A 26,121-nucleotide genomic window follows, 5' to 3' on the forward strand; every position below is an offset into this window, starting at 1 on the left:
AGCCAATTGAACGGCGGGTTCCCGAGAGAACGACGCTGAAGGAATTATCGCTCAGCAGAGCGTCGTCAAGCCACAGGCTGGTCACGAGATTACTCGAGTAAAAATCTGCCAGACTTTGCAAACTGGCTTGAGATAAATTCAATTCGGTGATTGGGTTCTCGGTAAGCCTGAGCGACGTCAAGCTGCTCAGCCCCTCGAAGTCACCGGCCTCGATGCTCGTGATTTGGTTGTCGTCAAGGCAAAGCTCCGTCAAGCTGCTCAGCTGATTCGCACCATCGAGATCCTTCACTCCAAGACTCTCATAGCTCGATCCCCTCTCGGGAAACCCCGGAACATCCATCAAGTCCAACAAACCATCGCCATCGGTGTCGGCTGCCTTTGCGACAGGAGCAACGAATAACAAAATCATGAAGCAAGCCAAGAGGTGGAGTCGGTGCAATTGATCAATCCGAAAGTTGGTAGTGACCCTCTGAACGATTATCGTGAGAGCCATCAAGCATTGCAATCCGGTGGCACCATGCCACTTTGACCAGCAGTCGTGCCATGGGTTCAATTCCTCCTAGGAACACGAAAGACAAACTGACGCCCGCAGAACGACGGGCATTTGACCTTGGATCTGAGGTAGCGTTCCAATTGTTGGTTGGGCCGTTACTGGATGATCTTGCCGAGCAGCGGGCTGAGCTGCTCGAAAGGTTGACGACAAAGGAGAAGCACTCTTGAGGTGTTGACCGATTCAATCAGGTGCACTCCAGGTACAGCACCTCTTAAAGTGCTGTATCTGCAGTGTTTCTGGTGCGTCAGATGATTATGTTGCCAAATCATGCAAGAAGGCAGGACACGTCAAGTGAGTCGAACTTGATGTGGCTAGTCTTCTTGCGGGTAGCCTTGCCACATCCAAACGAGCGTGTCTGCGAGTGTCTGTTCGAAAACCTTGCGGTCGCAGTGGCCTGTGTCTTGGCTATAGACGTAGCGATAGTCATAGCCCTTCTCCGCAAGAGCATTCGCCGTACGCTTGTTGGCCATCACCCAATTGCGGTGGGTTGTTTCGGGATCTGTCGCGCGATTGTCTCGTTCTGAAACGTGAGTGAAAATCCTTAGGGGTTTGCGTTCGCTTTTTTGGATGAGTTGCATGCCAGAGTGGTATTCCCACGCGCCAAATGGATACTGTTTTTCTTCGGGTGCGTCGTCATCCTGTTGATCGACGAAAGTACCCGAATAGGTGATCAAGCGTCGGAATAAATCAGGGCGAAACCAGCCCATGGTCAGTGCGGCTGCACCGCCAGAGCTGCAGCCCATCGTTGCTTTGCCCCAAGGATCGTCGGTGAATGCAATGTTTGGGTAAGCAGCTTTGATTTTCGGATCGTTTAAAACCGCCGGCAAGACCTCATCGTTGATGAAACGTGCGAAGCGATCGGACATCGTGTCGTATTCGAGACCTCGTTGGCTTCCTTTACTGTCGTCGCCGCCATTTTGTACCGCAATCGCGATAAAGGCTGGAAGTTTTCGATCAGGATTCGGTGAGATGGTGAGGTTGTCTAACGCATTACGCACCAAGCCAAGGCGACTTGGCCCATCGTGAGTGACCAAGATTGGAGCCTCGGTCCCATCCTGGTAGGCGGCAGGAATGTAGACATAGATCTTGCGGGCCTTGCGGACTGATTTCTTCGGATCAAGGGTGGGATCGTCACCACGGAAGATGCGACTCTTGGCAAGCGGCATTGAAAACTCAAAATATTTGCCCTTGGGGTTTCCACGGTCGGTTAGATCAGGATCGATTTTATAATCGGGTCCAACAACATGGTTGCCATTGCCTTCTGGTTTAGGATTTTCTGCACGCCCTTCGTTGGCGAGTGCTGCCTGTAACACGAGTAAGCCGAAGCTGACCAAGAGTTGATTTCGGATCGAACCTAACGAAAAGAAATATTTCAGCATGATTTGACGTCCTCGTAATTCGATTCGGTAGTGGGCTGAGATAACGCGGTAGAGTTTTTCTGCTCTTTCATGTTGTTGAGTTCAGGGACGGCGGTTGTTGGGGGCATCAATGCTTCGGCAAACGGTTCAATGTGTAATAAGCAACATCGTGTAAAAGTGATTCGTCTGCGGCTGATCTTATCCCCGACAATTTGAGCTCATGAATATGTCCGATTTGCAATTTGGAAACTTTCAATCGGACCGTATTTTCTTTTACTTCGATGAGTTCAATCTTCGGGGAGGTGTGGTCGACTTCGGGACTACCATAGCCTGGTTGATAAATGTGTGTATAGGTTTGCAAAGCAAAAGCTTCGTTGACGATTGTCTTCGGATTTAGTTTCTTAGTGAACACCAGTTTAAATCCATCGGGTTGGATTTTCATCTGTTGAACTTCAAAAGGTGTTTTTCCCGTCCACTCGAGTCGTTGGAGCGAATAAGGCGCCGTGCCGCGTGTCGGCCAGCCAACGCGGCTGCTGCCACCCACGTAATAGTGACCTTCTTTTGTGAATGTTGCCCCGACGAGTCCCGTAGCAAACCCTTCTCGAAACGGAAAGCAAGCACCTTGGTAGACTCCGTCCACTTGTTCCAGATCGACTCGCATCAGCAGGCTAAGTGTGTAGTCTGCGACAAAGATTTGGTCGTGAAATGGGCCGAATTTGCCTTGAGTATCGTCGAGGCTAATGGCTGATGCAGACTGTCCCATTTTTCTGTAGGGAAAAACAACCGCTGGCGGTACGAGTTTGGGAATGCGTTTTGCTTCGAGATGTTGTCTCCGTGTGTTTCCACCCCTGGGCTTTTTGGGAGTCGATCCCATCTGAGGCGCATCGGGGTACCAACGGTGACTGATTGGATGCCCCATGAAATGGCCCGGTTTCAGATGCTTTAACGAGCAGGCACCGTTCCAGGGACCCTGACTTTCAGTGTAAAACATGTCGCCGAAACGATTCATGCCGATTCCACCCGGGCTACGAATTCCACTGCAGGTCGGGGTGGATTCTCCATCCATTCCAACGCGTAGGCACCAGCCACGAAATTTGTGTTTGGATGTATAGGAATGCGTCAGGCCATGCACTGTCCAGATCTGTCCGTTTCGATCGAATCGGGATCCGAATGTGAATTCGTGCTCCGCACCAAACCCCCAATTGTCGGTCAGCGTGATAAACTCGTCAGCACGAAAATCGCCACCTGTATTCTTGATGCGGGTTACCTCTCCTTGTTGGGTGACATAGATGGCTCCGTCACGGTAGTCCATGCCGAGGATTTCATGGAGGCCGCTGGCGAAAAGTTGATAGGTCGGATCCAGTGCTTCAGATCGTACTCCAGAGACGAAATAGATTTCTCCTCGTCGAGTCGCGATGGCGATTCGTCCGTCTGGTAATGGCACCATCGATGATGCCTCGAGGTTAATCGTTTCTGGGATGGGGATGTCGACCAGTTTGTAGTATTCATTCTCTCGTTCAGAAGAGTTGCTACTGGCTGGTAACGACTCGGTTGGCCAGACCATATTTTCTGTCGGGTCACTTTTCGAGCAACCGAAGATTATGATTGCAAGAATAAGCGGCGTTCGCGTCGGATTCAGCAACGTTCGGTTACCAGTCATAATGCAAATCCAAGGAAGAAATATCTGTCGTCGGCAGGATGCGAACAATCAGTTCACGTTGGCCCGTTGATGATTCTCGAATGTACTGATCTTTTCGATCGAGAGGTGTGGCGATCTGGATCCGGAGTCGGCCGTCGACGACATAGCCATGCTTGCCTCGATCAATTTGTTGACCTATCGCAAGGCGAACCCAAATTGCTGGATTCGAAAACGGTGCGAAGTTGATGTTCCGGATAAGGGTGGATTCGGAGGGCGTGCTGTTGGATCTTGTGGCTCGAAATGATTCTGAAATGCGAATGGATTCAAAGTCGTAATGGAACGTCGGTAAGCGTGTGAATGGATCCACTGAGTAGCCGCGGAATTGAAACCCTGCCGCTTTGCCCGTTACCGAGGGCCACGGTGTATTGTCGGTTTTGAGTCGGGCAATTGTCGAGCCTTGGGGAAGGGTGATCACATCGGTACCAAGTGGCCCGATCTGGCCCATGCCCTGAATCGTCCAATGCGGTGCGACGTTTAAGAATCGTCCTTTCCAGATTTGTGCCAGACGATGCTGTTCCGCGTCAAAAGAAAAATTGCGTCGTTCGGGAAGTCCGATTGCTATCCCTCGATATCCGGCTTCGCGCAGCTTGCCACGATAGATGACCGGTTCACCTCCCACGATCAGTTCCAGCGATTGGCGATTAAGGCCTTCCGGATGTTTGGCCTGTTCGCCGTCGGATAGGTAACGCCAGATCGCGTCGATTTGACGAAATGCACTGCCATCCAAATCGGTGAAGAAACTGTTGCCTCCAGGCCAAGATTGTGGCATGCGTGTCTCGGGGCGATACTTGCCGGGATCCAGCATGTAACGATGGTACCAATCACGATTCAAACGTTTTGGCATGATGGTGAGATCAATGGCTTGCATGCCAATTGATTTGTGTCGATTGAAGGTGTGGCACGCGATGCACTGAAATCGACGTTTGTCCACCAATGTACGCCCCGTTGATTTGGCGTTCTCATCGGTATCAGTCTGCGGCGGAAGGGGGGACGGATTTCGATCCTGCTGAACCAACCAATTCGACAGTCCTTGCATGTTGGATCGGCCAAAATGTGGCATTCGCGTATCCATGTAAGGTCGGGCCACGGCCCGATTCACGAGAACTTCCTGTAACCAGCTTTCTTTTAGTTTGTCTCCCACACCGGTCAGTGAGGGTGGCAATCTCCCTTCATCTCCCATGTCTTTCACGTTCGATGTGAAAAATGCTTTGTGATTGTCGGTGGGGCCGCCTGTTTTTTCCCGTTGGTGGCAGGCGTAGCAGTCAAACTGACGAAACGTTAAGTCGATTTGTTCCGCAAGATTTGGCTGGGCACGATCGGGGGGTTGCAGCGAAATAATTGCGTGTTGCAACGCCTCTCGTTGCTCCGACGACAGATCATAATAAGGATATTCTCCACCGCGGGAGGAGGGCTTCGAGAGACAGCCGGTTGTTGACTCTGGCAATAGTTCATTCAAGGGAATGGCAGCGTTGCGTTTCGCCTGCGGTTGTAACCTGTGACATTCGTTGCAGCCGATCGAAAGGAACGCCTGTTTGCCCGCGATCGCTTCCGCTTGGTCAAGTTTCCAGGCATTCAGCGGCTCGACAGCTGGCTGCGCATTCTGCATTAGATGTTTCGGAATCCGTGATCGTTTGAGACCGGGAACCTGCCACTCGAGTTTCAATTCCGAGGCCTCGGCTCGTTGGAAATAACTCAAGGAAATCTCATGAAGCCCCTTGGATAATTTCATCTTTGCGGATCTTTGAATCGCCTGGTTACGGTTCGTTCTCGAGTTGCCATCGACAAGTAGGTTTCCGTCGATGAAAAGTTGAGCTCCGTCATCAGCTTTTAGGTGAAAGGTGAAAGTTCCGGCTTTTTCGATTCGAAGAAAACCATCGAATTGGATCGTGTAATTTGATGCTTGATGTGGCAAGTCAAGTGTGAAGTTGTCACACGTTCCGCTCCGAACCAACTCCAATGGTTTTTCGTCGTTGAGACTTTCACGGCGACCGTGAAAGACTGAATAGTTCAGTGGAGCTGGCAATCGTTTGGTACGGAGCAAATAATGCGCGATGTCGGATGCTTCGCGATCAGAAAGATTCATCTGTGGCATGCGGCCGCTGGCTCGAACTGCTAACGGGTTGGATAAAAAACCTTGCAGGCCGGAATGGGAATATTTTGAATCTAGTTTTGGGAAGGCTCGTGAGTGTTTCGGTGGTGCTTCCGTTTTGCGTAACGGCGCGTGGCAAGCAACGCAGCCGACCTGATGGTACAACTTTTCGCCGCGACTCACTGCGGCCAAGTCGGGAGTTGTTTCATGATAGGGATCGTTCACTAGAGATACCAAATAGTGAGTCAATTGTTTTGCTGTCTTAGCCCGCTTGTCAGCATTGAGATGTTTCAGCATGGCGGGCATGGTCGATCCCGGATGAAATGTTTCTGGATCGCTTACGAATTTCTCAATGAAAAACGGATTCGCTCGCTCTGCTAATTGCTTGAGATCGGGTGCGGTTTTTCCTTCAATCGACGAGTCCGCATCGGCAACGTGGCAACTGATACAGTTCAGCTCTTGGAGCAATAATAAGCCGTCGATTGACTGTGTGCTTTTATCAACTGAGTATCGGTCGAAAGCCGCAACGTACGGTGGACTTGCTGTCGAGGGTGCCACAAACAGGAGGCACAGAGATGTCGCGAGCGTCAGAGTAACAGGGTGACTGGCCTTCAAAATTTCATCTTTCGTTGCTGCGTTTTTGGGCGGTTGCCTGGAGGAAAGTTAAAGAAGCTTCGTCATCGTATTTTAGTCGCATATTGCAGAGCTCGGGAGATCATAATTGAGGCGGCCTGCCGAGAGCGAAGGGCTTTTCTTTTCCTTGGATTTGTGGCACCGCGGTCTTGCCGAAACAGCGATTGTTGTGGAAAAGCGGTTTGTTTTCTCGGCTGGCCTAGAAAATAAGTCAGTCGGCCCTTCGTGCGAGCCGATTGGATAATTGCCCATTCCGTTAGGATCAATGGTGATCGTGACGATGTTGAGATAGTGATACACAACCGAGCGTCAAAAGGACGGCTGAATTTGCCTTGCCGCTTTACCGAGATGAAATCTAATTGAGGTTTTGGTTTAATGAGAATAAGGTGGCAACGAAGCTGAATCTTCTCACGTCGGTGCATCCGCTCATTCGCACGGACTTCGTCGGCTGATTTCCCATCGTTGCTTCTTAGCTCCTGCGGTGCGTTTCGCTGACATGAGGAGAAGCGATTGGGATATTTCCTGTTTCGACGGTTTGGGAGCTGCAGATGACCGACGATCAGGCCGGTGAGACTCTTTTTCCTATTCGGAATAACACTGTTTTTGTTGCTAAACCGTAAAACTGAAACGATCGAAGATATTGAATTCGCCGATTTTGACTTGCTGTCCTGCCTTCGTGTGATTGTTCTGGCTGGTCACAGATAAAAAGACAACCGAGAGACACGTTTGATGGTCGATTTTGTTGGGGATGAGATTGCCATCTGGATTTTTTTGCCGGCTTGTCCAACGTCACGTGCTCAAGCAACGCGGTTTCCGTTGACAAGCGTTTTTACGCCATGAGATTCGTCAATACAATGATGATCGATTTGTCTAAGCATGTTTGCTGCGCCATTGGGTTCCTGGGGTTGCTGATCCCGTCGGCGCATGGACAGGGGATTCGCGAGTCTCATCCGAATCTGCTTGTCACTGTGTCTTCGAGGTTTGTTGAGGCAGGACTGACTCGCTCGCTTGATTATCAGCAGCAAGTGCGAGAATGCATTCTCGGCGCCCGTGTGACGGGGGAAGGGAAAACAACCGTTCAAATGAAGGCTGAGTTGGTCGCTGATCCACGGCGAGCGGCTATTCAGTTCAACGTATTGGGACGTACTGATTTGGAGACGATAGGGCGGCAGAAGCAAGTCACCGTTTGGGGAAAAGGTGTTACGAGATTCAATGCGACCAAGCCCGTCGTCTTTGACAAGTCTGGATTTGATGCGGGGATTTCTACGAGTCGAGCCCAATCCAACAATTGGCCGTGTCGGATTTCAGCCCCCCCGTTGCTCAAAAACTTTGCCTGGAATCGGATCGAACGTCAGCGTTCTGAGGCGAATTGTATTGTAGCTCGTCGCGCCGAACCAATGATCAATCAGCGAATTGATCAAGAAGTCGAATCGATCATTCAGTCGGCGAATGACGTTTACCAGCGTGAATTCCGTGATCCACTCACGCAAGTCGGTGCATTTCCTCGCCAATTGGCGATCAGTACTTCTGCAGACGATTTGAAAATTGTGATTTTGCAGGCCGCCGATGCCCAAACGGGAGCCCCGTCGCCCGCACCGCAGCCCGAAGTCAGCCAAGACATTGGGATCAGGTGTCATGAGACAGCATTTAATAACATGGCCGAATCACTCCTTGCGGGGAAGACGCTTACCGACGACCAATTTCGCACACAGGTTGGAAAGTACTTGACGATGGCTTCGTTACAGGCCTTCACGCCGAATACTTCGGAGAAACCTTGGGCGATTACCTTCTCCAAGAAGAAGCCGGTGCGGGTGGATTTTCAGGATGGAGGCTACAAACTTGTTATCGCTGGTGAACGTTGGAAATCGGGGCGACGCAGCTATCGAGCGAAAATGAATGTTTCTGTGATTTACCAGATCGATTTATCAAACGATCAGGTTCGATTGGTACGTAGTAAAGATCTTTTGATTGCCCCGCCCGGATTTGTCTCGGGGAAAAATCGTCTCACTCCAACGGCACTCAGTTTGCGTCGAGTGTTGCAGCGGAAGTTTGAGCAACTATTTCCTCCCGTCATTTATCCGGACAAACTTGTCGTACCCGGACCATGGAAGCAAGCGGGGCCCTTGCGGGTAACTCGCATTTCAGCGGTCGCTGGCTGGTTGCAGATGAGTTGGGCGATACGATCTTTGTTGTCGGACGGATTAGCGGATGGGAACTGAGCATGTTTACAGTAGAGAGGACTCCATGACGAATCGTCTGCCTTTTATCGCTTTGTTGGTTGTGAGTGGGGGAATGCTTACCTTGCCGTCTGCTGATGCGGCTCCGTTGTCTCAGCAGATTTTGCCGGCCGCAACGGATTTCAGTTTATCGATTACCAATGGGGAAAAATTCAACGAGCTTTTTGCGAGTACGGGTTTGGGCAGGTTGCTTTCAGATCCTGTAATGAAGCCTTTTCTCGATGATCTTCCACGACAACTCCGACAAGAAGCGACAGGGCATCCGCTGGCCGTTCTATGGATCGATTTGGGACTCAAAGCGGACGATCTTCGAGGCGTGTCGAATGCAGAAGCGTGTTGGGCTCTCGTCCAAAGTCAGGCGGGTCGGCCCTGTCGAGTCTTCATTGCGGATGTTACCGGTCGTCAGCAGGAGGTGAATCGATTGAAGCCGAAGATCGTGGCGGCCATGCGGCAACAGAACGCCCGAGAAAAGAAATTGACCGTAGCTGGTACGACACTGACCGTATATGAAATTCCAAGCGACGCGGATTCCGATACACGGAAACTAGTGTGGTTTCAACAAGACGATCGACTCGTGCTCGCGGACGATCTGTCGGTTGCCAAGACCGTCTTCAAGAATCTGACCGAACCCTCAAAAAAAGTTTTGGCCAATCAAAGCGGTTACCAGGCGGTGATCAAACAGTGTGAGGATCGGGCGAATGGGAGAATGCCGGATGCCGTGCTGTTTTTTAAGCCCGTCGATTTGGGTGAATCATTACGAGATCTTTCACCTGTCCAGGATGATCGAGCTGACGATGGATTTGCGATCGTTCGTAAACATAAATTTGATGCGATTTCAGCAGTTGGCTGTTTTCTTGTTGTGGGGGATGACGCATTTGATTTTCAGGCCCAAATCGCCATCCACGCGCCGCAACCTTGGTCAAAGGCAATGCGAATGGCCCGTTTTCCTAATGAGCAAATCAAGCTGCCTGAATTGGTGCGTGCGGATGTAGGGGGCGTGGTGATATTCAATGTCGACTTCTTGAATTTGGCGAAATACCTTGGTCCTCTGTTTGATGATGTTTATGGGGAGGGCGAAGAAGGGCTTTATGAGGATTTGAAAAATACCTTGTTGGAAGATCCAGACGGGCCACAAATTGATATTGATCGGGAAATCTTCGGACGTCTTTCGCCTCAAACAATTTTGCTTGCCCGTGACGAGCTACCTGTAACGCCGGATTCGGGCCAGCGATTGATTGCGTTTTCAACGCCCGATGAAGCTGCTTTGCAGGCGGTTGTTGAGAAAGTGTTTGAAGCGGATCCGAATTCTGAGGCAAAAAAGGTTGCTGGTGTTGATGCGTTTTTCTCCTATTTGGAAGACGATTCAGAGGAATTCGGCGAGGTTTCAGAGGTTGCTGGAGAGGATCGAATCTTGAGCTTCATTACCTGTGTTGCGAATGGCCAATTGATGTTTGCGACGGATACGAAGATACTCGAAGATGCGTTGAAACCAGGCAAGCCAATGGCGGACAACGCTGAATACAAAGCCCTTGATTCGCACCTCGATCGACTAGGCGATCAAAGATGCGTCGAGTACTTCGGGAAACTCCAGGAGTTGCTGGAAGTCAATTACGAATTGTCGAGGCAGGGGAAGAAGCCCAGCAGTGCAAAGTCGTTTAAAGGCTTGTTGAATAACATTGCCGCCGGCGAACCCCCCGAACTTGAGGAGCTTACATTCGATGGATCGAAATTGCCAGATTTTGCATTGATACGGAAGTACTTGGGGATTGCTGAGCTGGTCGGCATCACAACCGATGGTGGTTGGTATCTAGAAGGTGTTGTTGAAAAGCAGCCGTGACGCCCGCTGGGAAGACTGGCGAGATGTCGATTATTCAGGTGAGTTTGGAAGCCGCCGTTGACGATGAAAAAATCAATTACACAGCAGATCATCGATGCCTATGGACGGGTATTTGCCCCCTGCCGATCGCTGGTGCTTGCGCTGGTTTTGTTGCTGACGGTCGTCTCATGCTATGGCCTAACGCAACTTAAATTCGACGACGATGTGATCAAGCTATTTGTTGGGAGGGAGTCGAACGACCTAGGGATCGCGACTCGTACCGATCAAGCTGTTCTAGTGATGCTGGAGGCCGACGAACTCTTCACGCCCCAATCGCTCAAGATTCTCTGGGAGACTAGCGAAGAATTGAAGCAAGTAGAGGGAGTTGTCGGCGTTGTATCGCTATATGATCTCCGGACACCGAAAAAGATCGGACGTCGCAGAACGTTTTCACGCGTTATTCCACCGCCCGATGCTGAGCTTGATCGGATCAGTCGGGCAAAGCAAGAAGCAATAAAACATCCGATGGCTAGGGAGCAATTAATCTCCGCTGACGGAAATGAGACGTTGATCGTTTTGGAAGTGGATTCCGAGTTGACGACCAGTCGGCAATTGAAGGCGCTCCTGAATCGCATTGATGAAGTACTGGTGTCGAACACTCGCGACTCATCTGTCACCACCACATTGACTGGTGTTCCCGCCATACGAGTTGAACTTGCAGAGTCAACGGTACGCGACGAACTGGTGTTCAATGTTGCTGGTCCATTGGTTGCGATAGCGATTGCCTTCGTGATTTTTCGTCGTAAAGCTTCGGTTGTCATTGTTGTGCTCGGCGCTGTCACTGGAGTCGTCTGGACGATTGGAGTCATGGGGTTGATTGGTGAGGCGATCAATCCGATCAACGCGGTGGTGGCACCCTTGGCACTTACAATTGGACTGACGGATTCGGTTCACATGTTGATGCACATGCGCGAAGATCGGCTGAATGGAAAAAGCCGTCTTGATGCGGCGACGCACTCTATCTCGACGGTTGGTTTTCCAAGTGCGATGACCTCGATTACGTCGGCAGTTGGTTTTGTCTCTTTGGGGATTGCGGAACTTGACGTATTGGCGAAGTTCGGACTTTCTTCCGCACTGGCGGTAGTCTTGGCATTTATATCCGTGATGACGGTGGTTCCCCTGCTCGGTAGCAGTTTCTTGGGCGATCACATTCAGCTCCGTAAGAAAACGGTCAATCAGGACGCCGTCGTCCATGACCCGTGGCATATTCGAATCGTGGCGTTGGCTGTCGAACATCGCCGCGTTGTGTTATTCATGAGTGTTATCGTCACGGCGACTGCATTGTATATCGGGATTGGCGTTCGGACTGATCCTCGCGTTGTCAACGGACTACCGACGTCGGGATCTGTACGGAGTGCGTTTCAAGAGGTTGAGCAGAAATTTGGTGGGAGTTTGCCTCTCGTTGTAACGGTGAGTTGGGGCGAAGATACCGAACCCAGTGCGGCGGAGGTCTATGCCGCGATCTCTGACGTTCATCAGTTGGTAGAAGGGTACGCAATTACAGGACCACCGCTTTCTCTGGTGAATCTTTATCAATCGATGTCACAGAAGGATCGGAAGCCCAAGTCTCTCTTTCAGCAGCTTGCAAAAGTACCCGCAGAGCAGAGGAAGATCTTCTTTGACCGCGATGCGAGAGAAGCTTTGGTCGTGGCTCGTGCTCAAGATGCAGGTGGTCGCGCCATTAATGCGATGATTACCGAATTAGAAGATCAATTTGTCCTATTGGGATCAGAACATCCGGGCTTCCAATTCAAGATGGGTGATACGGTGCTTGAAGGGATTCGTGCCACCACTTTCATCGTGCAGGACCTGGGCAAAAGCCTCCTGTTGGCCGTTCCGCTGACACTGGTCGTCATTGTTATCGCGCTGCGGTCATTCCGGTCGGGGGTCGTTGCTCTATTGCCAAATATATTTCCGATGGCCGCCTTGGCCGCGACGATGGTGATTTTAGGACAAAGCATTACCTTGACGGGGGCCGCCGTCTTCGTGATGTGTTTTGGAATTGCTGTCGATGATACGATCCACGCCATCACCGCTTTTGACCGCAGGCGAGCGGCAGGAGAGTCCATTCCTCATGCGATTGTGAACGCTTATCGCGATCTGGGTGACGCCGTCTTGTCGACCACCGCAATTCTGATTGGCGGTTTGGGGGTTGTCATGCTTGGACAGTCTCACTTCACTCGCATGTTCGGCGCGATGTTCTGCATTGGCCTGGTCTGGGCCGTCATCGGTGATCTGTTTATCTTGCCCGCTGTACTCGCGTGTGTGAGTAAACGGGACGCAAAATTGACCGACGCTGATTAGGCGAATCTGAGTCCACGTTGATAGTCGATAGGGTTGTGACGGACTTGATTGTCACTGCCAGGTAGTTTGCGGCTCAAATGGGTACATCGGCCGCCGGCGTTGATGCAGCTTCTGTTGTGAAAGGTCCGCGCTGGTGCAACCTCGTGTATTGACGCGGATAAATGAGTCGCAGACTTCCTGGTAGGCGGCAATCGGTGCGTTGACGCCTTTCGCGACCAAGACCTGAAAAACGCGAGGGTCGATCTGAAAGCTGGTCAATTGTTCTAGGCTAAATGGGACCATTCGCTTTGACGTAAGCATGATTGTTGCTTGGGGTGCGTTGCACCTGACGATAGCCGTTGCACCTTGATCAAACTGTACGATACCTCCGTGCCGCGGACGACTTTCACGGAAGCGACCATCGTGCAGCGAGACGATGTCCACAAGCAGCTCAATCGGTGCGCCGTGGAACTCATCGCTTTTTCCACCAATCATCATTCTCGTACTGCCGCCCACGCCTGTTGCGTTACCGATGCTTACTGCCTCAGGGTCATAGATGCAGCAGAAAAATGGTTCAATTTGCTGCCGCAGCAACTCGGCAAGCAAATCAGTCCCATCTGCGGCAGAGCCCGCGCCCACATTGTCTCCCATGTCTAAGAGACAGGTTCGTTGTGTCGTTTGCGTTTTGCATTGTCCGACTGCTTCAGCAACACTCAACAGTTTGCCACGCATTTGATCGCGTCTTGTCCAAATTTCATCCGCTAAGTCGTCCGCTAACTGTGCTGCTAATTCGTGGTCATTATCCGTGATTACGATCGTCGCAGTTCCCATTTCAGCGACGTCCGCGTAAGGGAAGCCTAGCAGAACGCTGTTTGATAAGACTTTGTTTCGCGTCAGTTGCTGATCGGCATATTGATAGATTGGTGTGAGATGTGGATCTGATGTGCATTGCCGATCAATGTTGATGATTAGAGGCGGAAAGGAAGCAGCCATGGTGGGGGAAACTTCCCCTCGCACGGTTGCTGACATTAGATTTGCTGCTTCTCTGCCGCGGGCTTGCTGATCGAGATGAGGGTTGGTGCGGTAGCCGATTAAGGCGGTGCAATTGCTCACCATTTGCATTGAAAGGTTCGCGTGAGCATCGATTGTGCCGATGATCGGGATTTGGGGTCCAAGTTGCTTTCGTAAGTCACAGAGCAGATAACCGTCTACGTCGGGAACGGTTTGGCTGACGGCGGCGCCGTGGCAAGCGACGAGTAACCCAGCCAGGGGACCAGCTGCAGATAGACTTCCCCTCACCTCGTTGATGAGCGACGCCCAGGTGTCCCCCGTGATCGTTCCGGAGGGAGTGGCGCGGAAGGCCACGATTGGCACGGCTTCTAAAAAATGGTCCGCCGCAATTCCCTGCAAGAAGCCACCCACTTCGTGGTGACTCTTGATAAACTGTTCCAGGATTGACTCGCCATGCAAGAACAGGTCGTCCTGGAAGTCGGTCAGAGAAGTTGACTTTGGTGCGAATGTGTTTGACTCATGAAGAAGAGAGAGGATACCGATTCGCATGGCATTGCTTGTGTTGAAGGGGGCGGATGCAATAAAACAACTATCGTAACGCATTCTGAGCGATGTGTTCTGGAGATGAAAGTAATCTCCACCCATTTTGCCCTCCATGAACGCTATTCATTAACCTTGATAGAGAAAGTGGAACACGATGGCCGCTTCCTTCCAAAGGATGAGAGATTGGTTATACGCAGCAGTTGTCTGTGACGCATTAGATTCGATAGGTTTGCGGCATCAATCGCCGCGCGTACCCATGCCGCCGCAAACCTGTGGACAGCAGGTGCTCGTGGGACGCTGTAAAACGACCCTCTGGGAAGATCTTCAGGCGGAAGACCCTTCCCCTTACGAACTTGAACTCCGCGCGGTTGACGAGTGTCAGCCGGATGATGTCTTTATCGCAGCGACAAACCAATCGTCTTCCTCTGGCATCTGGGGTGAGTTGCTTACAACTGCCGCGATCAACGGAGGATGTGTTGGCGCCGTGACTGACGGCGCCGTGAGGGATGTCACAAAGATCGAAGAGATGAATTTTCCTGTGTTTGCGACGACGACGTGTGTTTATGACAGTTTGCACCGGCAGCGTGTGGTGGATCTGAATTTACCCGTGGACATTGGTGGAGTCATATTTTCGCCGGGTGATTTGCTGATTGCTGATCGAGATGGCATGGTGGTGGTACCTCAAGCTGTCGAAGATGAAGTGATTCAACGAGCGTTCGAAAAAGTTGAAGGTGAAAACGCCACTCGTATCGCAATTAAGAAAGGGATGAAGGCCACCGAGGCCTATCAGGCTTTTGGTGTTTTGTAACGATGCTAAATTGGAACGTTGATTTTTGATCAAGACGCCCGGTAAGCAAAGTTTTCTCGCAAGGAATGAACCGAAGTTTGGGGCGGGTCAGAAATGGTTCGTCTCAAATCGGTCTCGTAAGTCGTCTCTGATCGACGAATGCTGCAACACTTTGCTCAGAGTTCGCGACTTAATTCGCTCGTATCGCGAAAGCTAACCGTTAATGGGTTTCGTCCGATTTCCCGCCGGATAATCTGGCGAACTGAAACGCCACGGTGAGCAACCCAATGACGGCAAGTAGAGTCTTCGTTTGTTCGAACGGTGTCCGCCCCCACAAGTTTTGCCAATCGATTCGCATGTTGTCAGCAGAGGAAGGACCGTTCGATGCTCCGTTCGATGCTATTGGGTTGACAGTTGGCTGACTGTTTTGAGTCGGCGTTTGATTTGATCGACTGAAAGGAGTTTTCCGAGTGAAAGTTGGTTGAGTGATTTGGCCAATGTCTTGCCGCGGAGCAGGATTGCCGATCACCTTGTCTGGAGAAGGAAGACGGCGGGTGTCAGAATGAAACGTCGTAACCTCCTTCGACGCTGGTTCCCAAGCTTGTCTCCCTGATTCTAGCGATTGATTGAGGGCTGGCGCCGTCGCGACTTGGGCTTGCTCCTGCTGCGTCGCTGGCGGCGGCCAAATGTCGATCAGAAAGGATCTCACTCGCGTGCTTTGGCTACCCGAGGTTGTACCGTCTCCCGCGCCGAACAACACCCCGGCTAACTCTTGACGATCGTTTAGAATCGGCCCGCCTGAATCTCCCTCGCGCGCCTGCGCCGCTACTTCGACCATTTCGTAGGGAAAGTTGGGGCCGGGAGCAACGTACTGCGTACACCTGGCCCTGACCGATCGGTAGGCTCCCCCGCCATAGCCGGCAATCGTTAACGCATCGCCCGGTTGAGGGGGCATCGATGCAATTCGGATCGGTGTCGCGTAGGGGCGCCAAATCAGTAACGCGGCCAAGTCCCAATCTTTATCGGTCTTGAGAACCGTGGCTGCAGAGCGAAAACCGTCGGGAAACACCACCTCAATTTCGCCCGTTGCATCTCGTACAACGTGCCAGTTTGTCACAACCAATCCATGATTTGGATCAGTCGCAACCAGCGTGCCAGAACCCGCTGAGGTGGCACCGGCCTCAGCGGCAAAAATCCGCACAACCGCCGGGTGGGGGCTGCTGTGACGAGTCGATTGTTGAGCAGATGGCGGCCAGGAGGGATAGGGGCCCGTCGCGTGGGCGACAAGCACGCAGCCACCGAGGTGAAGTAGGCTGACGAAAAAGGCACCAATGATTGAGAGTCGACGATTCACGGTTGATGGGTCTCGCGATTCCATCTTGATCACTGGAGATAGGAAAGGGTTGTTTCGGTCGTTTTGCACTGCCCCGTCATCAACGATCGGTTGTCAAATGGTCCTATCTCCAATTGAGTTACCTGCGGCCGACTCATCGGATTATCAGAAACCACCCCTACCGTCGGATTAGTTTTCCGAGGTTTTCTTCGATGTGTTAATTCAGCTGCGTGGATCGGCCAGTTCAGAGTCGAAAGAGTTTCAAAGCAATCTAATCTGAACTTTTTCGAATCAATCTGTGCGGGTCGTTACTGCGAACGGTTGCGGAATTCAGCAACGGAAAACCGATCCGTAAATGACGAATGTTCCAGAGCTGATCGGGTCTTGGCTCTGCACTTCGAGAATGCTTTATTCCGACGTCGAAGGGGCTGGTGCTTGTGGGGATTTGGACGAGACGCTTGATCTACCTTGCAGTCGCGTTGTCCGTAGTAGCGCTGGGGCTGAGTCTCCGTCGCTATAACGAAATCCTACCTGATTTATTCGGCTTGTACGTTGGCGACGCGCTGTGGGCGCTGATGGTGTTTCTGGGGATAGGTGTTTTTATTCCAAATCGTTCAACGTTCCAGCGTGGTTTGATCGCGATCACTTTTGCCTATGCGATTGAGTTGAGTCAGTTTTACCATGCGCCGTGGATCGATTCATTGCGTCGCACGACCCTTGGCGGGCTCGTGCTTGGTTTTGGTGTTCTCTGGACTGACTTTGTCTGCTACGCAGCAGGCGTTATTGTCGGAATGCTTGCCGATCGATGGGCGTGGTCCAAAGCGATCGGATCTCCGCCCCTGGATCGCTCAAGTCGTTGATCGAACGAATTGATTGGAAGTGGAAGATTGGGTTCGAGACAACGATCCGAACTCATCATAGGCCAAGATATCTGTTGCGGCCTGCTGTAAGCGCAGCAAGTTTGCGATCGGCCACGGAACGTTTCAGCATCCAGAATCCGCAATCGGGGTGAATCCATCTCACCCTGTTTTCGCCGAGCACTTTTTCTGCATCCTCAATGCGGCGGCAGATTTCATCGGCCGTCTCAATCTGATTGATTTTGATATCGACCACTCCCAACCCAATTGCGATTCGCTTATCGATCTGTGCGAGCGCTTCGAGATCATTGTCGGGGCGATGGGCTAACTCGAGTACCAAATGGTCGCATCGCAAGTTGTTGAGGAAATCCAGCAGTTGTTGCCAGCTGCCCGATTGAATCGTTTGTCCACCGTAGTTGCCAAAACAAAAGTGAACAGCTGTTTCCACATGCTCATCAACAGCATCAAGAATTGTATTGATAGCGGCAGAAGCAAGTGGCCCATCGTTGGGATTGCCCGGGATATTCGCTTCGTCCACTTGGAGACACGCGCACGGTAGTTGAGATACCTGCACCGCAAGGATCTCGGCGATGGCCATCGTCAGTTGCTCGAAATCGTGGTAATGATTGTCGAGCAGCGTGCGGGATAGCATATAGGGACTAGTGACGGTGAACTTAAAGGGGCCTCCAGCCACCTCTGCTGCGCGAGAACAGTCGTCGTGAAGATTCAGTGAACCCTCGTCGAGAGCACCACTGACTACAGCGGCGGGTTTGGCTCGAAATGCCATTTCCTGCTTTTGTTGAAACTTCAACGTGTCCGATCTCCCCACGGCTGTGCTCGTTCCACCTAACTTGCCTGTGAAGTAATCGATCATGCCGTTGGTGTCAGGATGATTGTGATCGAAACGGTACAATTCACCGTCCGTTGGCAGGTCGATGCCAAGCTGCCGCTGGGTGTCAAAGATCACTCGGGTGGCGTCTATCACCGCTTGCTGACTCGGTGCCAGTAGGAGCCAATCGGGGATTGGGTACGAACCTACTGTTGTGGTGAGAATTCGGGGAGAATTCGGTATGGACTGAGTCATCATAATGCTGTTTTCACTCTTGGTAACTTTTGCTGTTGGAAAGCGACTTGCATCCGGCTGCCGCATTGGAAGCAGGTTGCTGTTTTTTAAAATGGCAACGTCTCATCCCGAAATGACTCAATTAGGCTACTGAAGTGCCGCGTGATCGTCTTGGACAGAGAGCCGCATGGGTGGTACATTTTGACCATGCTCAAAGCTACGTATGAAAAAATACAGCATGATTTCTTCCGGCAGCAACCGTTAGCTGAATCGTTGATACGACTCTTCGATGCTCTTCCACAGACCTATTTTTTCCTCAAGGATCAAGACAGTCGCTACATCAAAGTGAATCGACTGTTTCTGGAAAACCATGGTCTTAGTCATGAATCTGAGGCAATTGGCAAATCCGATTATGATTTGCACCCTCCGCTACTTGCCAAAGCCTATGTGGCTGAGGACGATCGCGTCATGTCGAGTCGACAGCCATTGGTCGGACAGATCTGGTTGGTCCTTCATCGTCGTCGAACGCCACGCTGGTATGTATCGAATAAGACTCCACTGTTTAATGGAGGGCAACGGGTTAATGGAGGGCAACGGGTTGTCGGTTTGATCGGTGCCATGTACCGAATTGAACAACAGGACGAATTAGAGCAGTATCTGTGTGAAATTTTACCTGCGGCAAGGTTTATCGAAAGGAATTATGAGAGTTCTGTCTCCATGTCGGAAATGGCAGCATTGACGGGCCTTTCATCGACGCACTTCAACCGGCGCTTTCGCAAACTGCTTCGAATGACGCCGATGCAATATCTGCGTAGTATTCGCGTTCAAGCAGCACAGAAGCTGCTCACCACGACTTCGCGTTCGCTTGCCCAGATTGCTGCCAACGTGGGATATGTCGACCAAAGCCATTTGACGAAGCGATTTCGCGAGGTCACGGGTATCACACCGGCCGCCTATCGGCGGCAATTTGTTCGAGCCAAGGACTGATATTTTTCGTCGATCGAGATCTTTGGGTTGTTAAGCTAGTTGTGATCGAAGTAGTACGCTTTTGCTTTTGTTATGATTCGTGACAGGGCGAATCGATGAGGCTGGCGGAAGCCCTGGCCGTGGAGGAGATAGTGACGGATACTGGAAGAACAGATGTCGGCGGCCACCGAATGAATTGGGTGGAAAGTGGGATTAGAAAAGGCAAAATGATCGGTTTTAAATCTGGGTTTTTCATCTTGCTCCTGCTTGGTAGCACAGTCTCGGCCGCGACTCCCCCCATTACCGCCTTGGTCTTCAGCCCCAACGGTGAGTCGGTCGTGGCGGCGAGTCAATCGGGGTTGCAAATCCTCGATTGGCCCAGCTTGCGCCGGGAAAAGACGATCAACACTTCCTTAGCAAATCTGCATCGCCTTTGTTTTTCACCCGATGGGAATCGATTGCCTGTCGGCGGGGGACAACCGGCAGAGAGTGGCAATGTCGAAATTCTTGCTTGGCCCTCGGGCGAACTGGAAACAAGCTTTGACCCTCAATCAGATTCGGTTACGTCCGTTGTTTGGAAAGACAACTCGCGTCTGCTGGCCGCAAGTCTTGATCGTGATATTCTCATGCTGAATACCCAGAATGTAGATTTCCAACGACGTTACTCGGGGCACTCCCAAGGTGTGTCAGCCTTGTGTCTCTTGAAGGATGGAAAGACACTTTTGAGTGCCGGCACCGATCAATCGGTGCGCGTCTGGGATTGTTCGACGGCTGCATTGGTTTGTAGCCTGAACCAACATTTGGCCGCCGCGGACCGCACGATTCGCTTTTGGCAACCCACGATCGGTCGTATGATGCGCTCCATTCGATTGACTGCCGAGCGACTTGATATTGTTTGGTTCAAGGATGGTTCTCGGATTGTGGCTGCTTGCGTGGACGGACGCATTCGCGTGATTCATCCAGAAAACGTGATGGTGACAGGTGGTCTTGCCGCCATCGACGGTTGGGCATGTGCGGTTGCCATTCACCCAACGGACCCAAGTCTGATGGTTGGTGGAACCGACGGAGCGATGCGCTGCATTCAACTCAGCACAGCGAAAAAAAATGTTTCGGAGCGTCGTTGATTTGAGTTTTCGGTGCGGAACCTTTTCCCTATTTCGGTGTAATGTCCACTCGCACCGCTGCTTTGGGAAATTAATGGAGTTCTTCAGAATGTCAGCGGCCTAGGGTCAAACCATGGGTGAATGATTCTTTTACCAAACGAATCCTCCAGTTTTAAATCATTCCCGATTGATCTCTTCATTGAAGCATGGCGAAATAGGATAGACGAGAATACGATGGAATTCCTGCTCGAGTCAGACTTTGTGTTTCTTAACCACGGATCGTTCGGCGCTTGTCCTCAAAAAGTGCATCAAGAATACCAGCGTATTCAGCTTCAACTCGAATCTCAGCCTGTTCGATTCATGCAGCAGGAATTGCAGCCGCTTTTAACAGCGGCTCGCGGGGCATTAGCTGATTTTGTGGGTGCTGACCACGATGAACTTGTGTTTGTTTCTAATCCCACTTACGCAGTCAACGAAATCGCCCGTTCGCTGCAGCTTGATCCGGGTGACGAAGTGTTGGTTTCTGATCAGGAATACGGAGCCTGTCATAACGCGTGGCGATTCATGTCGCAGAAGCGGGGTTTTTCGATTGTCGAGCAGTCGATCGTGTTGCCTGTCGCATCAAATGAAGAAATCGTTGACCAATTTTGGGAGGGGATCACTGATCAGACGAGAGTTGTTTTTCTGAGTCACATCACGTCGCCTACGGCGCTAACGATTCCCGTTGCTGAGATTTGTCGACGAGCTCGCGAACGACGGATCATAACCGTGATCGACGGCGCGCACGCTCCTGGTCAAATCGATATCGATCTTAAAGAAGTCGGTGCCGATTTTTATACGGGCACGTGTCATAAGTGGTTGTCCGCTCCCAAAGGAGCTGCATTTCTGTATGCTCGTCGAGAAATACAGCCGCAAATCGAACCGTTGATTGTCGGATGGGGCTGGGGGACGGAACAACGAACGGTCAACAGCGGAAACGATTTCGCTGACTACCACGAGTGGTTGGGTACAAACGACCCATCCGCTTATTTGACCGTGCCAAAAGCGATTGAGTTTCAACGGCAAAACTCATGGAACTCAGTTCGGCAGCGTTGTCATCAACTGGCAATTCAGGCGGTCGACATTGCGAGTCAGACCCCTGGGCTTGCCAGAGTGCATTCCAACGAATTTTTTCAACAAATGGCATTGATCGAGGTGACTCAGAAACTGGATGACCCTGACCGACTCAAACGCCAGTTGTTTGAGATGAAAATCGAGGTGCCGATCATTCGATGGAAGGATCGAGTGTTTGTGCGGGTTTCGATCGCAGCCTATAACACGCTTGCTGATGTGCAGCAATTGCTCAAGGCTTTAGAGAAGCTGATTTAGTGGCGGGAAGTTGCTGCGGACCGAGCAATCGTCCGTAATCAGTCGGGGCAAGGTTCACTCTTCGAGGGTCAGCTCCGCGCGGTGGCTGCGCCGACGTAGCCAATTGATGGAACGCAAGATTGGTCGCCGACTGACGAGCCAACGCTCCAGTCGGAATTTCCCGGGAAAATCCATGAGCATGATTCCGAGGAAAATGGATAGGAGTCCTTGGCCCGGCAGGATGAGCATCGCAATGCCCATCCCGAGGAGTATCAATCCGACCATGTTTTTGGCGACGATTAGCAGGGCGCGCATTGGAAACGGTTGATTCGACCCCACGGAATTAGGGCGTCGTGATTGGGCGAAGTAGTCGTTCGGAATCCGAGCCACGATGATCGGGATCAACACCAGGCTTGCGACGAACATCAGCACGGAAACGGTCGCTAATGCTCCGAGTTCGGTTTGATGAGATTGTATCCACTGAATCCAGTCATTCATGTGTGCTTACCGTCAATTCAAATTCCGCCGACCAAACTTGAAGTTGTTGCCTACAAGAGTATCCGTTAAGTTCGCTAACGCCAACCGCTCGGGCCGGGATTCAGTCCGGCGATGACAACCGATTTGCTTCGGTTGATTCCATCTGTTTTGTTTGGGTAATGCAATTGCAGGGAGTAAGGAAATGAAACGTCACCCTTTGCTACACAAAGAAATGCAACGGATTGTGTTGCGGCGAGAACAAGCCTGTACTCCAGCAAGGAGGTGCACTGTTTGTTGGTTTGAACTCTTGGATTCGAAGGTGAATGTGTTCTGCTGGCTTCGCCCCGATTAGTCTTTTTGAGAAATCACGGTGATTAGCGTCCTTGTAACGACTACGGAACGCAACAATGTGACTTCCTTGCATGGGCAGCGCCCGCGGCCAGTGATTTCGATGTCTGTCCAGGATAAGTGACCGCAGCCTGTTGGTTAATGCTATGATGTCAGGCTCGTTTGCGACGCTTGTTGATTCGCGTTGAGCGTCGTTGTGAGGATCGACGGAAGTAATCGCTGAGGCTGACATGTTTTGGAATTTGTTCACGGAAGTTTCTCGGAAACGTCACCGACGGCGCTATGGTTTTCAGTGTTTGGAAACTCGCTCATTGTTGGTAGCAGATCCGATGATTACGGAATGGATGGCAAGCAATCGACAATCTTTAGACGACGGTAATGGTCGCTCTTCGGATTGGATCGAAATCTTCAATGCAGGTAATGAAGCGGCCGACCTGTCGGGCTGGTTCTTGACCGATGACTTGGAAGTGTTGGACCGTTGGCGTTTCCCTTCCGTTCGGATTGAACCGAAGGAATACTTGATTCTGTTTGCTTCGGCGGATGACGTAATTGATCAGGCTGGCTCCATTCATACAAACTTCAAGCTGGCATCCAAGGGTGAGTCTTTGGCGTTTATTCGTCCGGATGGGACCATTGTTCAGCAGTTTGAGTTTGCCCAACAGTCTGCTGACATTTCCTCTGGTTTGGCGATGCCCGGTTTTGATGGAGTTGGTTTCTTTTCACCGCCGACGCCAGGTGCGGCAAACGGGCTTGGATACGCGGGTGTCACGGAAAGCCGCGTTGTGGCCTCGGCGGAAAGCGGAGTTTTTGCAGAATCAATCCGCGTTGAATTGTCATCGTCCAGCGAAACGGGAACGATTCGATACACGCTTGATGGTTCCCTTCCGAATGCTGCGTCTGCGAAATACAGTGGACCGATTGAGATCCGTCAATCGCTTCAAATCCGCGCTCGTGTGCTGGAAGTGGGACGCATTCTGGGGCCAACGACAACGAAAAGCTTTGTCAAAATGGATGCCGAAGTCGCTGCCTATTCGTCGGAATTGCCCGTCATGGTAATTGATAACTTTGGAGCGGGTGACCTACCGAACACGGGTTGGAATCAAACGAATACCGGTATCCGACAATTGCCTCGTCAAGCCGCAAATTTGATGCTATTCGAAACGGAGAACGCCAATGTGAGGTTGGAAACCAACGCCGACCTCTCTTCTCGGATTGGAATTCGGGTGCGAGGCGCGTTCTCATCGTCATTTGCAGAGCCTGGCTTGTCCTTGGAAGCCTGGAGCGACGGTGCGGACGTGGATGTCGACATCTCACCGCTGGGAATCGCGGCTGACTCTGATTGGGTGTTGTACGCGCCCAATCCTCAGTATGACGAAACCTTGATTGATAATTCCTTCTTGTTCGAAATCAGCAATCAGATGGGACAGTGGGCCCCCGACGTTCGGTACGTGGAGACCTTCGTGAATACGAACGGTGGGGAACTCACGATGGATGATCATGTTGGGTTATACGTGATTACTGAAAAAGTAAAACGCACAAAAGATCGGATCGACTTCAATGAGTTTGCCAGCGACGCTTCGAGTGGCGGTTGGATATTAGACATCAATCGTCTTGATCCGATTGCTTTGGATGGAACGCGACCCAGGAATTTTCATACGTCAGGACCGGATGGTACGTTGCAAACGCGACGGGATTTGTCCAGCGGTTCCAGTCGCGGAGATGATATCCCTCGGCAGCAAAACGCTTACATCAACTACGATGATCCCAGTGGACTAACAATCAATCCTGGTCAGAGGGATGCGATTGCCGCTTGGTTCGATGAGATGGAGGCCGTGTTATTTGGTCGAGCGGATGGTGTGACATGGAATGACCCAGTGCACGGGTATCCCAAATACATCGACGTTGATAATTTTATTGACTACTTTATTCTCAACGATATCTCGCACAACGGTGACGGTTTATTGATCTCCATGTGGGTCTACAATCCCGATCCGAGTGGCGGTGGGAAACTTAGGTTTGGACCGATTTGGGATGCGGATCTCGGTAGCTATACGGGTACGCCGTCGGCTGAATTGATGCGGCGAACCGACCGACTTTGGTATGGGCGTATGTTTGAGGATCCAAATTTTGTCATGCGATACACCGAACGCTGGCAGGATCTACGACGCACTGTGCTCAGTGATGCGAACATGGCAACTGTAATCGACCAATTTCACGTCAAAATTGGTGACCAAGCTGCTGTAAGGGATGGTGTCAGAAATTGGTCCGTTCGATTGAGTCGCATGCGGAAATGGCTTGGGGAACGCGCGGCGGCAATTGATCAGTTATTCGTGCCCGCACCGATCTTGAATCAGCAGGGGGGGCAGGTTCCCGCTGGATTTGAGCTGAAGATGCGTTCGGAACAAGGAACCGTTTACTATACTTTCGACGGTACCGATCCACGTACCGAAAATGGGGATGTTGCGGCAAATGCTCGTGCGATTGGAACCGAGTTAGTATCGCTGTTGCCCGCCTCTGCAATGGCCCATTCTTTGGTGCCTGATGTGGCAATTGATGAATTGATTGGTGCTAATTGGATTGCATCGGATTTCGTTGAAGGTGCCGCGGGCGAAACATGGATTGCAGGTCCCACAGGAATCGGTTTTGATGACCGTGGTACCTATGATGAAATGATTGGGACCGACCTGGGGGTTTTCAAGACTCCCTCTGTCTACGTGCGAATACCGTTCGAAGTGAGTGCCGATCAGCTTGCCCGTGTCGAAGGTCTGATGTTGCAGATGCAGTATGACGATGGTTTCGTTGCCTACTTGAACGGTATCGAAGTCGCGCGGAGCAATGTTCCGGGCGTTGTTGGTCAGCCGGTACCCATTGACGTACGGGCAGATCGTTCGCATCGTGCACGTAGTAATCAATTCGAATCCTTTGCGATTGATAATACGGCACTTAAGTTGGGGACCAATTATTTAGTGCTTCAGGGTTTGAATCGATCAAGGACGGGCGGGGATTTATTGATACGTCCTGTCGTGGACGGCGTCGCGGTGATTTCGCCGCCCATTGTCATTGATGCGCCAACGACCGTGATTGCTCGGACAAGACATGAGGGTGAGTGGAGTGGTCGTGTGGTTGCTGAGTTCGAAGTGCCGCCGACTATTTCTGATGATCTGAATGGAGATGGGCAAATTACCGCCGCCGATATTGATCTGTTTTGTGCTGCAATTCACGACGGAGACCAGCGATTCGATTTTACCGATGACGGGGAGTTGGAATTCTACGACTTGGAATTCTACGTGCGGCAACGTCTAGGGACTAACTTTGGTGATGCCAACTTGGACGGGCTATTCGATTCCAGTGATCTGGTCGCTGTGTTTCAAGCAGGGCTTTATGAGGATGATTTGCCGGGCAATGCAGGTTGGGCGACGGGTGATTGGAACTGCGATGGTGAATTTGATAGCTCGGACTTGGTTGTCGCATTCTTGCAAGCCGGATTCGTAGCGCCGAACGGCGTCCCGGTAGAATTCACCCGATAACAGTCTCTCCTGGTGTCATTTATTTCATGGA

Annotated in this window: 17 protein-coding genes; 9 read left to right on the forward strand and 8 right to left on the reverse strand. The window is 51.4% G+C overall.

The genetic code is table 11. The features are described from left to right. The 4 genes from P8N76_24490 to P8N76_24505 form a co-directional block, all read right to left on the reverse strand. Positions 1-409: leucine-rich repeat domain-containing protein (locus P8N76_24490; protein MDG2384851.1), on the reverse strand; the 409-nt coding region annotated here is incomplete at its 3' end. A 455-nt stretch (positions 410-864) separates the two neighbouring features. Then, positions 865-1,932 carry an alpha/beta hydrolase-fold protein gene (locus P8N76_24495; GenBank protein ID MDG2384852.1) on the reverse strand — a complete coding sequence of 356 codons (1,068 nt, stop codon included), beginning with the start codon at positions 1,930-1,932 and terminating at the stop codon, positions 865-867. Positions 1,933-2,038: 106 nt separating this feature from the next. After that, positions 2,039-3,571 carry a hypothetical protein gene (locus P8N76_24500; protein MDG2384853.1) on the reverse strand — a complete coding sequence of 511 codons (1,533 nt, stop codon included), beginning with the start codon at positions 3,569-3,571 and terminating at the stop codon, positions 2,039-2,041. Then, positions 3,561-6,314, reverse strand: coding sequence for a c-type cytochrome (locus P8N76_24505; protein ID MDG2384854.1), 2,754 nt, complete (start codon positions 6,312-6,314; stop codon positions 3,561-3,563). Before P8N76_24505 ends, P8N76_24500 begins: the two co-directional genes overlap by 11 nt. Positions 6,315-7,168: 854 nt before the next feature. Here P8N76_24505 and P8N76_24510 point away from each other — a divergent pair. From P8N76_24510 to P8N76_24520, 3 genes are all read left to right on the forward strand, one after another. Continuing rightward, positions 7,169-8,551, forward strand: coding sequence for a hypothetical protein (locus tag P8N76_24510; protein ID MDG2384855.1), 1,383 nt, complete (start codon positions 7,169-7,171; stop codon positions 8,549-8,551). Positions 8,552-8,576: 25 nt separating this feature from the next. Beyond that, positions 8,577-10,406 carry a hypothetical protein gene (locus P8N76_24515; GenBank protein ID MDG2384856.1) on the forward strand — a complete coding sequence of 610 codons (1,830 nt, stop codon included), beginning with the start codon at positions 8,577-8,579 and terminating at the stop codon, positions 10,404-10,406. A 63-nt stretch (positions 10,407-10,469) separates the two neighbouring features. Then, positions 10,470-12,749: an MMPL family transporter gene (locus P8N76_24520; protein MDG2384857.1), complete on the forward strand. Its 2,280-nt coding sequence runs from the start codon at positions 10,470-10,472 to the stop codon at positions 12,747-12,749. A gap of 51 nt (positions 12,750-12,800) precedes the next feature. Here the strand turns inward: P8N76_24520 and P8N76_24525 are convergent, their stop codons facing one another. Next, positions 12,801-14,384, reverse strand: a complete 1,584-nt coding sequence (locus tag P8N76_24525; GenBank protein ID MDG2384858.1) for a M81 family metallopeptidase — start codon at positions 14,382-14,384, stop codon at positions 12,801-12,803. A 52-nt stretch (positions 14,385-14,436) separates the two neighbouring features. Between P8N76_24525 and P8N76_24530 the strand changes: the two genes are divergently transcribed. Further along, complete coding sequence (locus P8N76_24530; protein ID MDG2384859.1) at positions 14,437-15,090, forward strand: RraA family protein; 654 nt, start codon at positions 14,437-14,439, stop codon at positions 15,088-15,090. A 199-nt stretch (positions 15,091-15,289) separates the two neighbouring features. Here the strand turns inward: P8N76_24530 and P8N76_24535 are convergent, their stop codons facing one another. Beyond that, a complete protein-coding gene (locus tag P8N76_24535; GenBank protein ID MDG2384860.1) occupies positions 15,290-16,423 on the reverse strand; it encodes a serine protease in 1,134 nt (377 codons plus the stop codon). Between the two features lie 437 nt (positions 16,424-16,860). Between P8N76_24535 and P8N76_24540 the strand changes: the two genes are divergently transcribed. Then, the gene (locus P8N76_24540; GenBank protein MDG2384861.1) at positions 16,861-17,262 is read left to right on the forward strand and encodes a DUF2809 domain-containing protein; all 402 of its coding nucleotides are present in this window, start codon (positions 16,861-16,863) and stop codon (positions 17,260-17,262) included. 55 nt (positions 17,263-17,317) lie between these two features. On the opposite strand, the gene P8N76_24545 is transcribed toward P8N76_24540, so the two are convergent. Next, a complete protein-coding gene (locus tag P8N76_24545; protein MDG2384862.1) occupies positions 17,318-18,346 on the reverse strand; it encodes a cobalamin-independent methionine synthase II family protein in 1,029 nt (342 codons plus the stop codon). A 183-nt stretch (positions 18,347-18,529) separates the two neighbouring features. Here P8N76_24545 and P8N76_24550 point away from each other — a divergent pair, with 183 nt between their 5' ends. From P8N76_24550 to P8N76_24560, 3 genes are all read left to right on the forward strand, one after another. Continuing rightward, on the forward strand, positions 18,530-19,309 hold the full coding sequence (locus tag P8N76_24550) for an AraC family transcriptional regulator (protein MDG2384863.1): 780 nt from the start codon (positions 18,530-18,532) through the stop codon (positions 19,307-19,309). A 206-nt stretch (positions 19,310-19,515) separates the two neighbouring features. Continuing rightward, on the forward strand, positions 19,516-20,412 hold the full coding sequence (locus tag P8N76_24555) for a hypothetical protein (GenBank protein ID MDG2384864.1): 897 nt from the start codon (positions 19,516-19,518) through the stop codon (positions 20,410-20,412). 213 nt (positions 20,413-20,625) lie between these two features. After that, on the forward strand, positions 20,626-21,759 hold the full coding sequence (locus tag P8N76_24560) for an aminotransferase class V-fold PLP-dependent enzyme (GenBank protein MDG2384865.1): 1,134 nt from the start codon (positions 20,626-20,628) through the stop codon (positions 21,757-21,759). A 54-nt stretch (positions 21,760-21,813) separates the two neighbouring features. On the opposite strand, the gene P8N76_24565 is transcribed toward P8N76_24560, so the two are convergent. Beyond that, the gene (locus tag P8N76_24565; GenBank protein ID MDG2384866.1) at positions 21,814-22,236 is read right to left on the reverse strand and encodes a PGPGW domain-containing protein; all 423 of its coding nucleotides are present in this window, start codon (positions 22,234-22,236) and stop codon (positions 21,814-21,816) included. Between the two features lie 557 nt (positions 22,237-22,793). Between P8N76_24565 and P8N76_24570 the strand changes: the two genes are divergently transcribed. Continuing rightward, positions 22,794-26,090, forward strand: coding sequence for a CotH kinase family protein (locus P8N76_24570; protein ID MDG2384867.1), 3,297 nt, complete (start codon positions 22,794-22,796; stop codon positions 26,088-26,090). Positions 26,091-26,121 lie beyond the last annotated feature (31 nt).

This window comes from Pirellulaceae bacterium, assembly GCA_029243025.1.
GTDB lineage: Bacteria > Planctomycetota > Planctomycetia > Pirellulales > Pirellulaceae.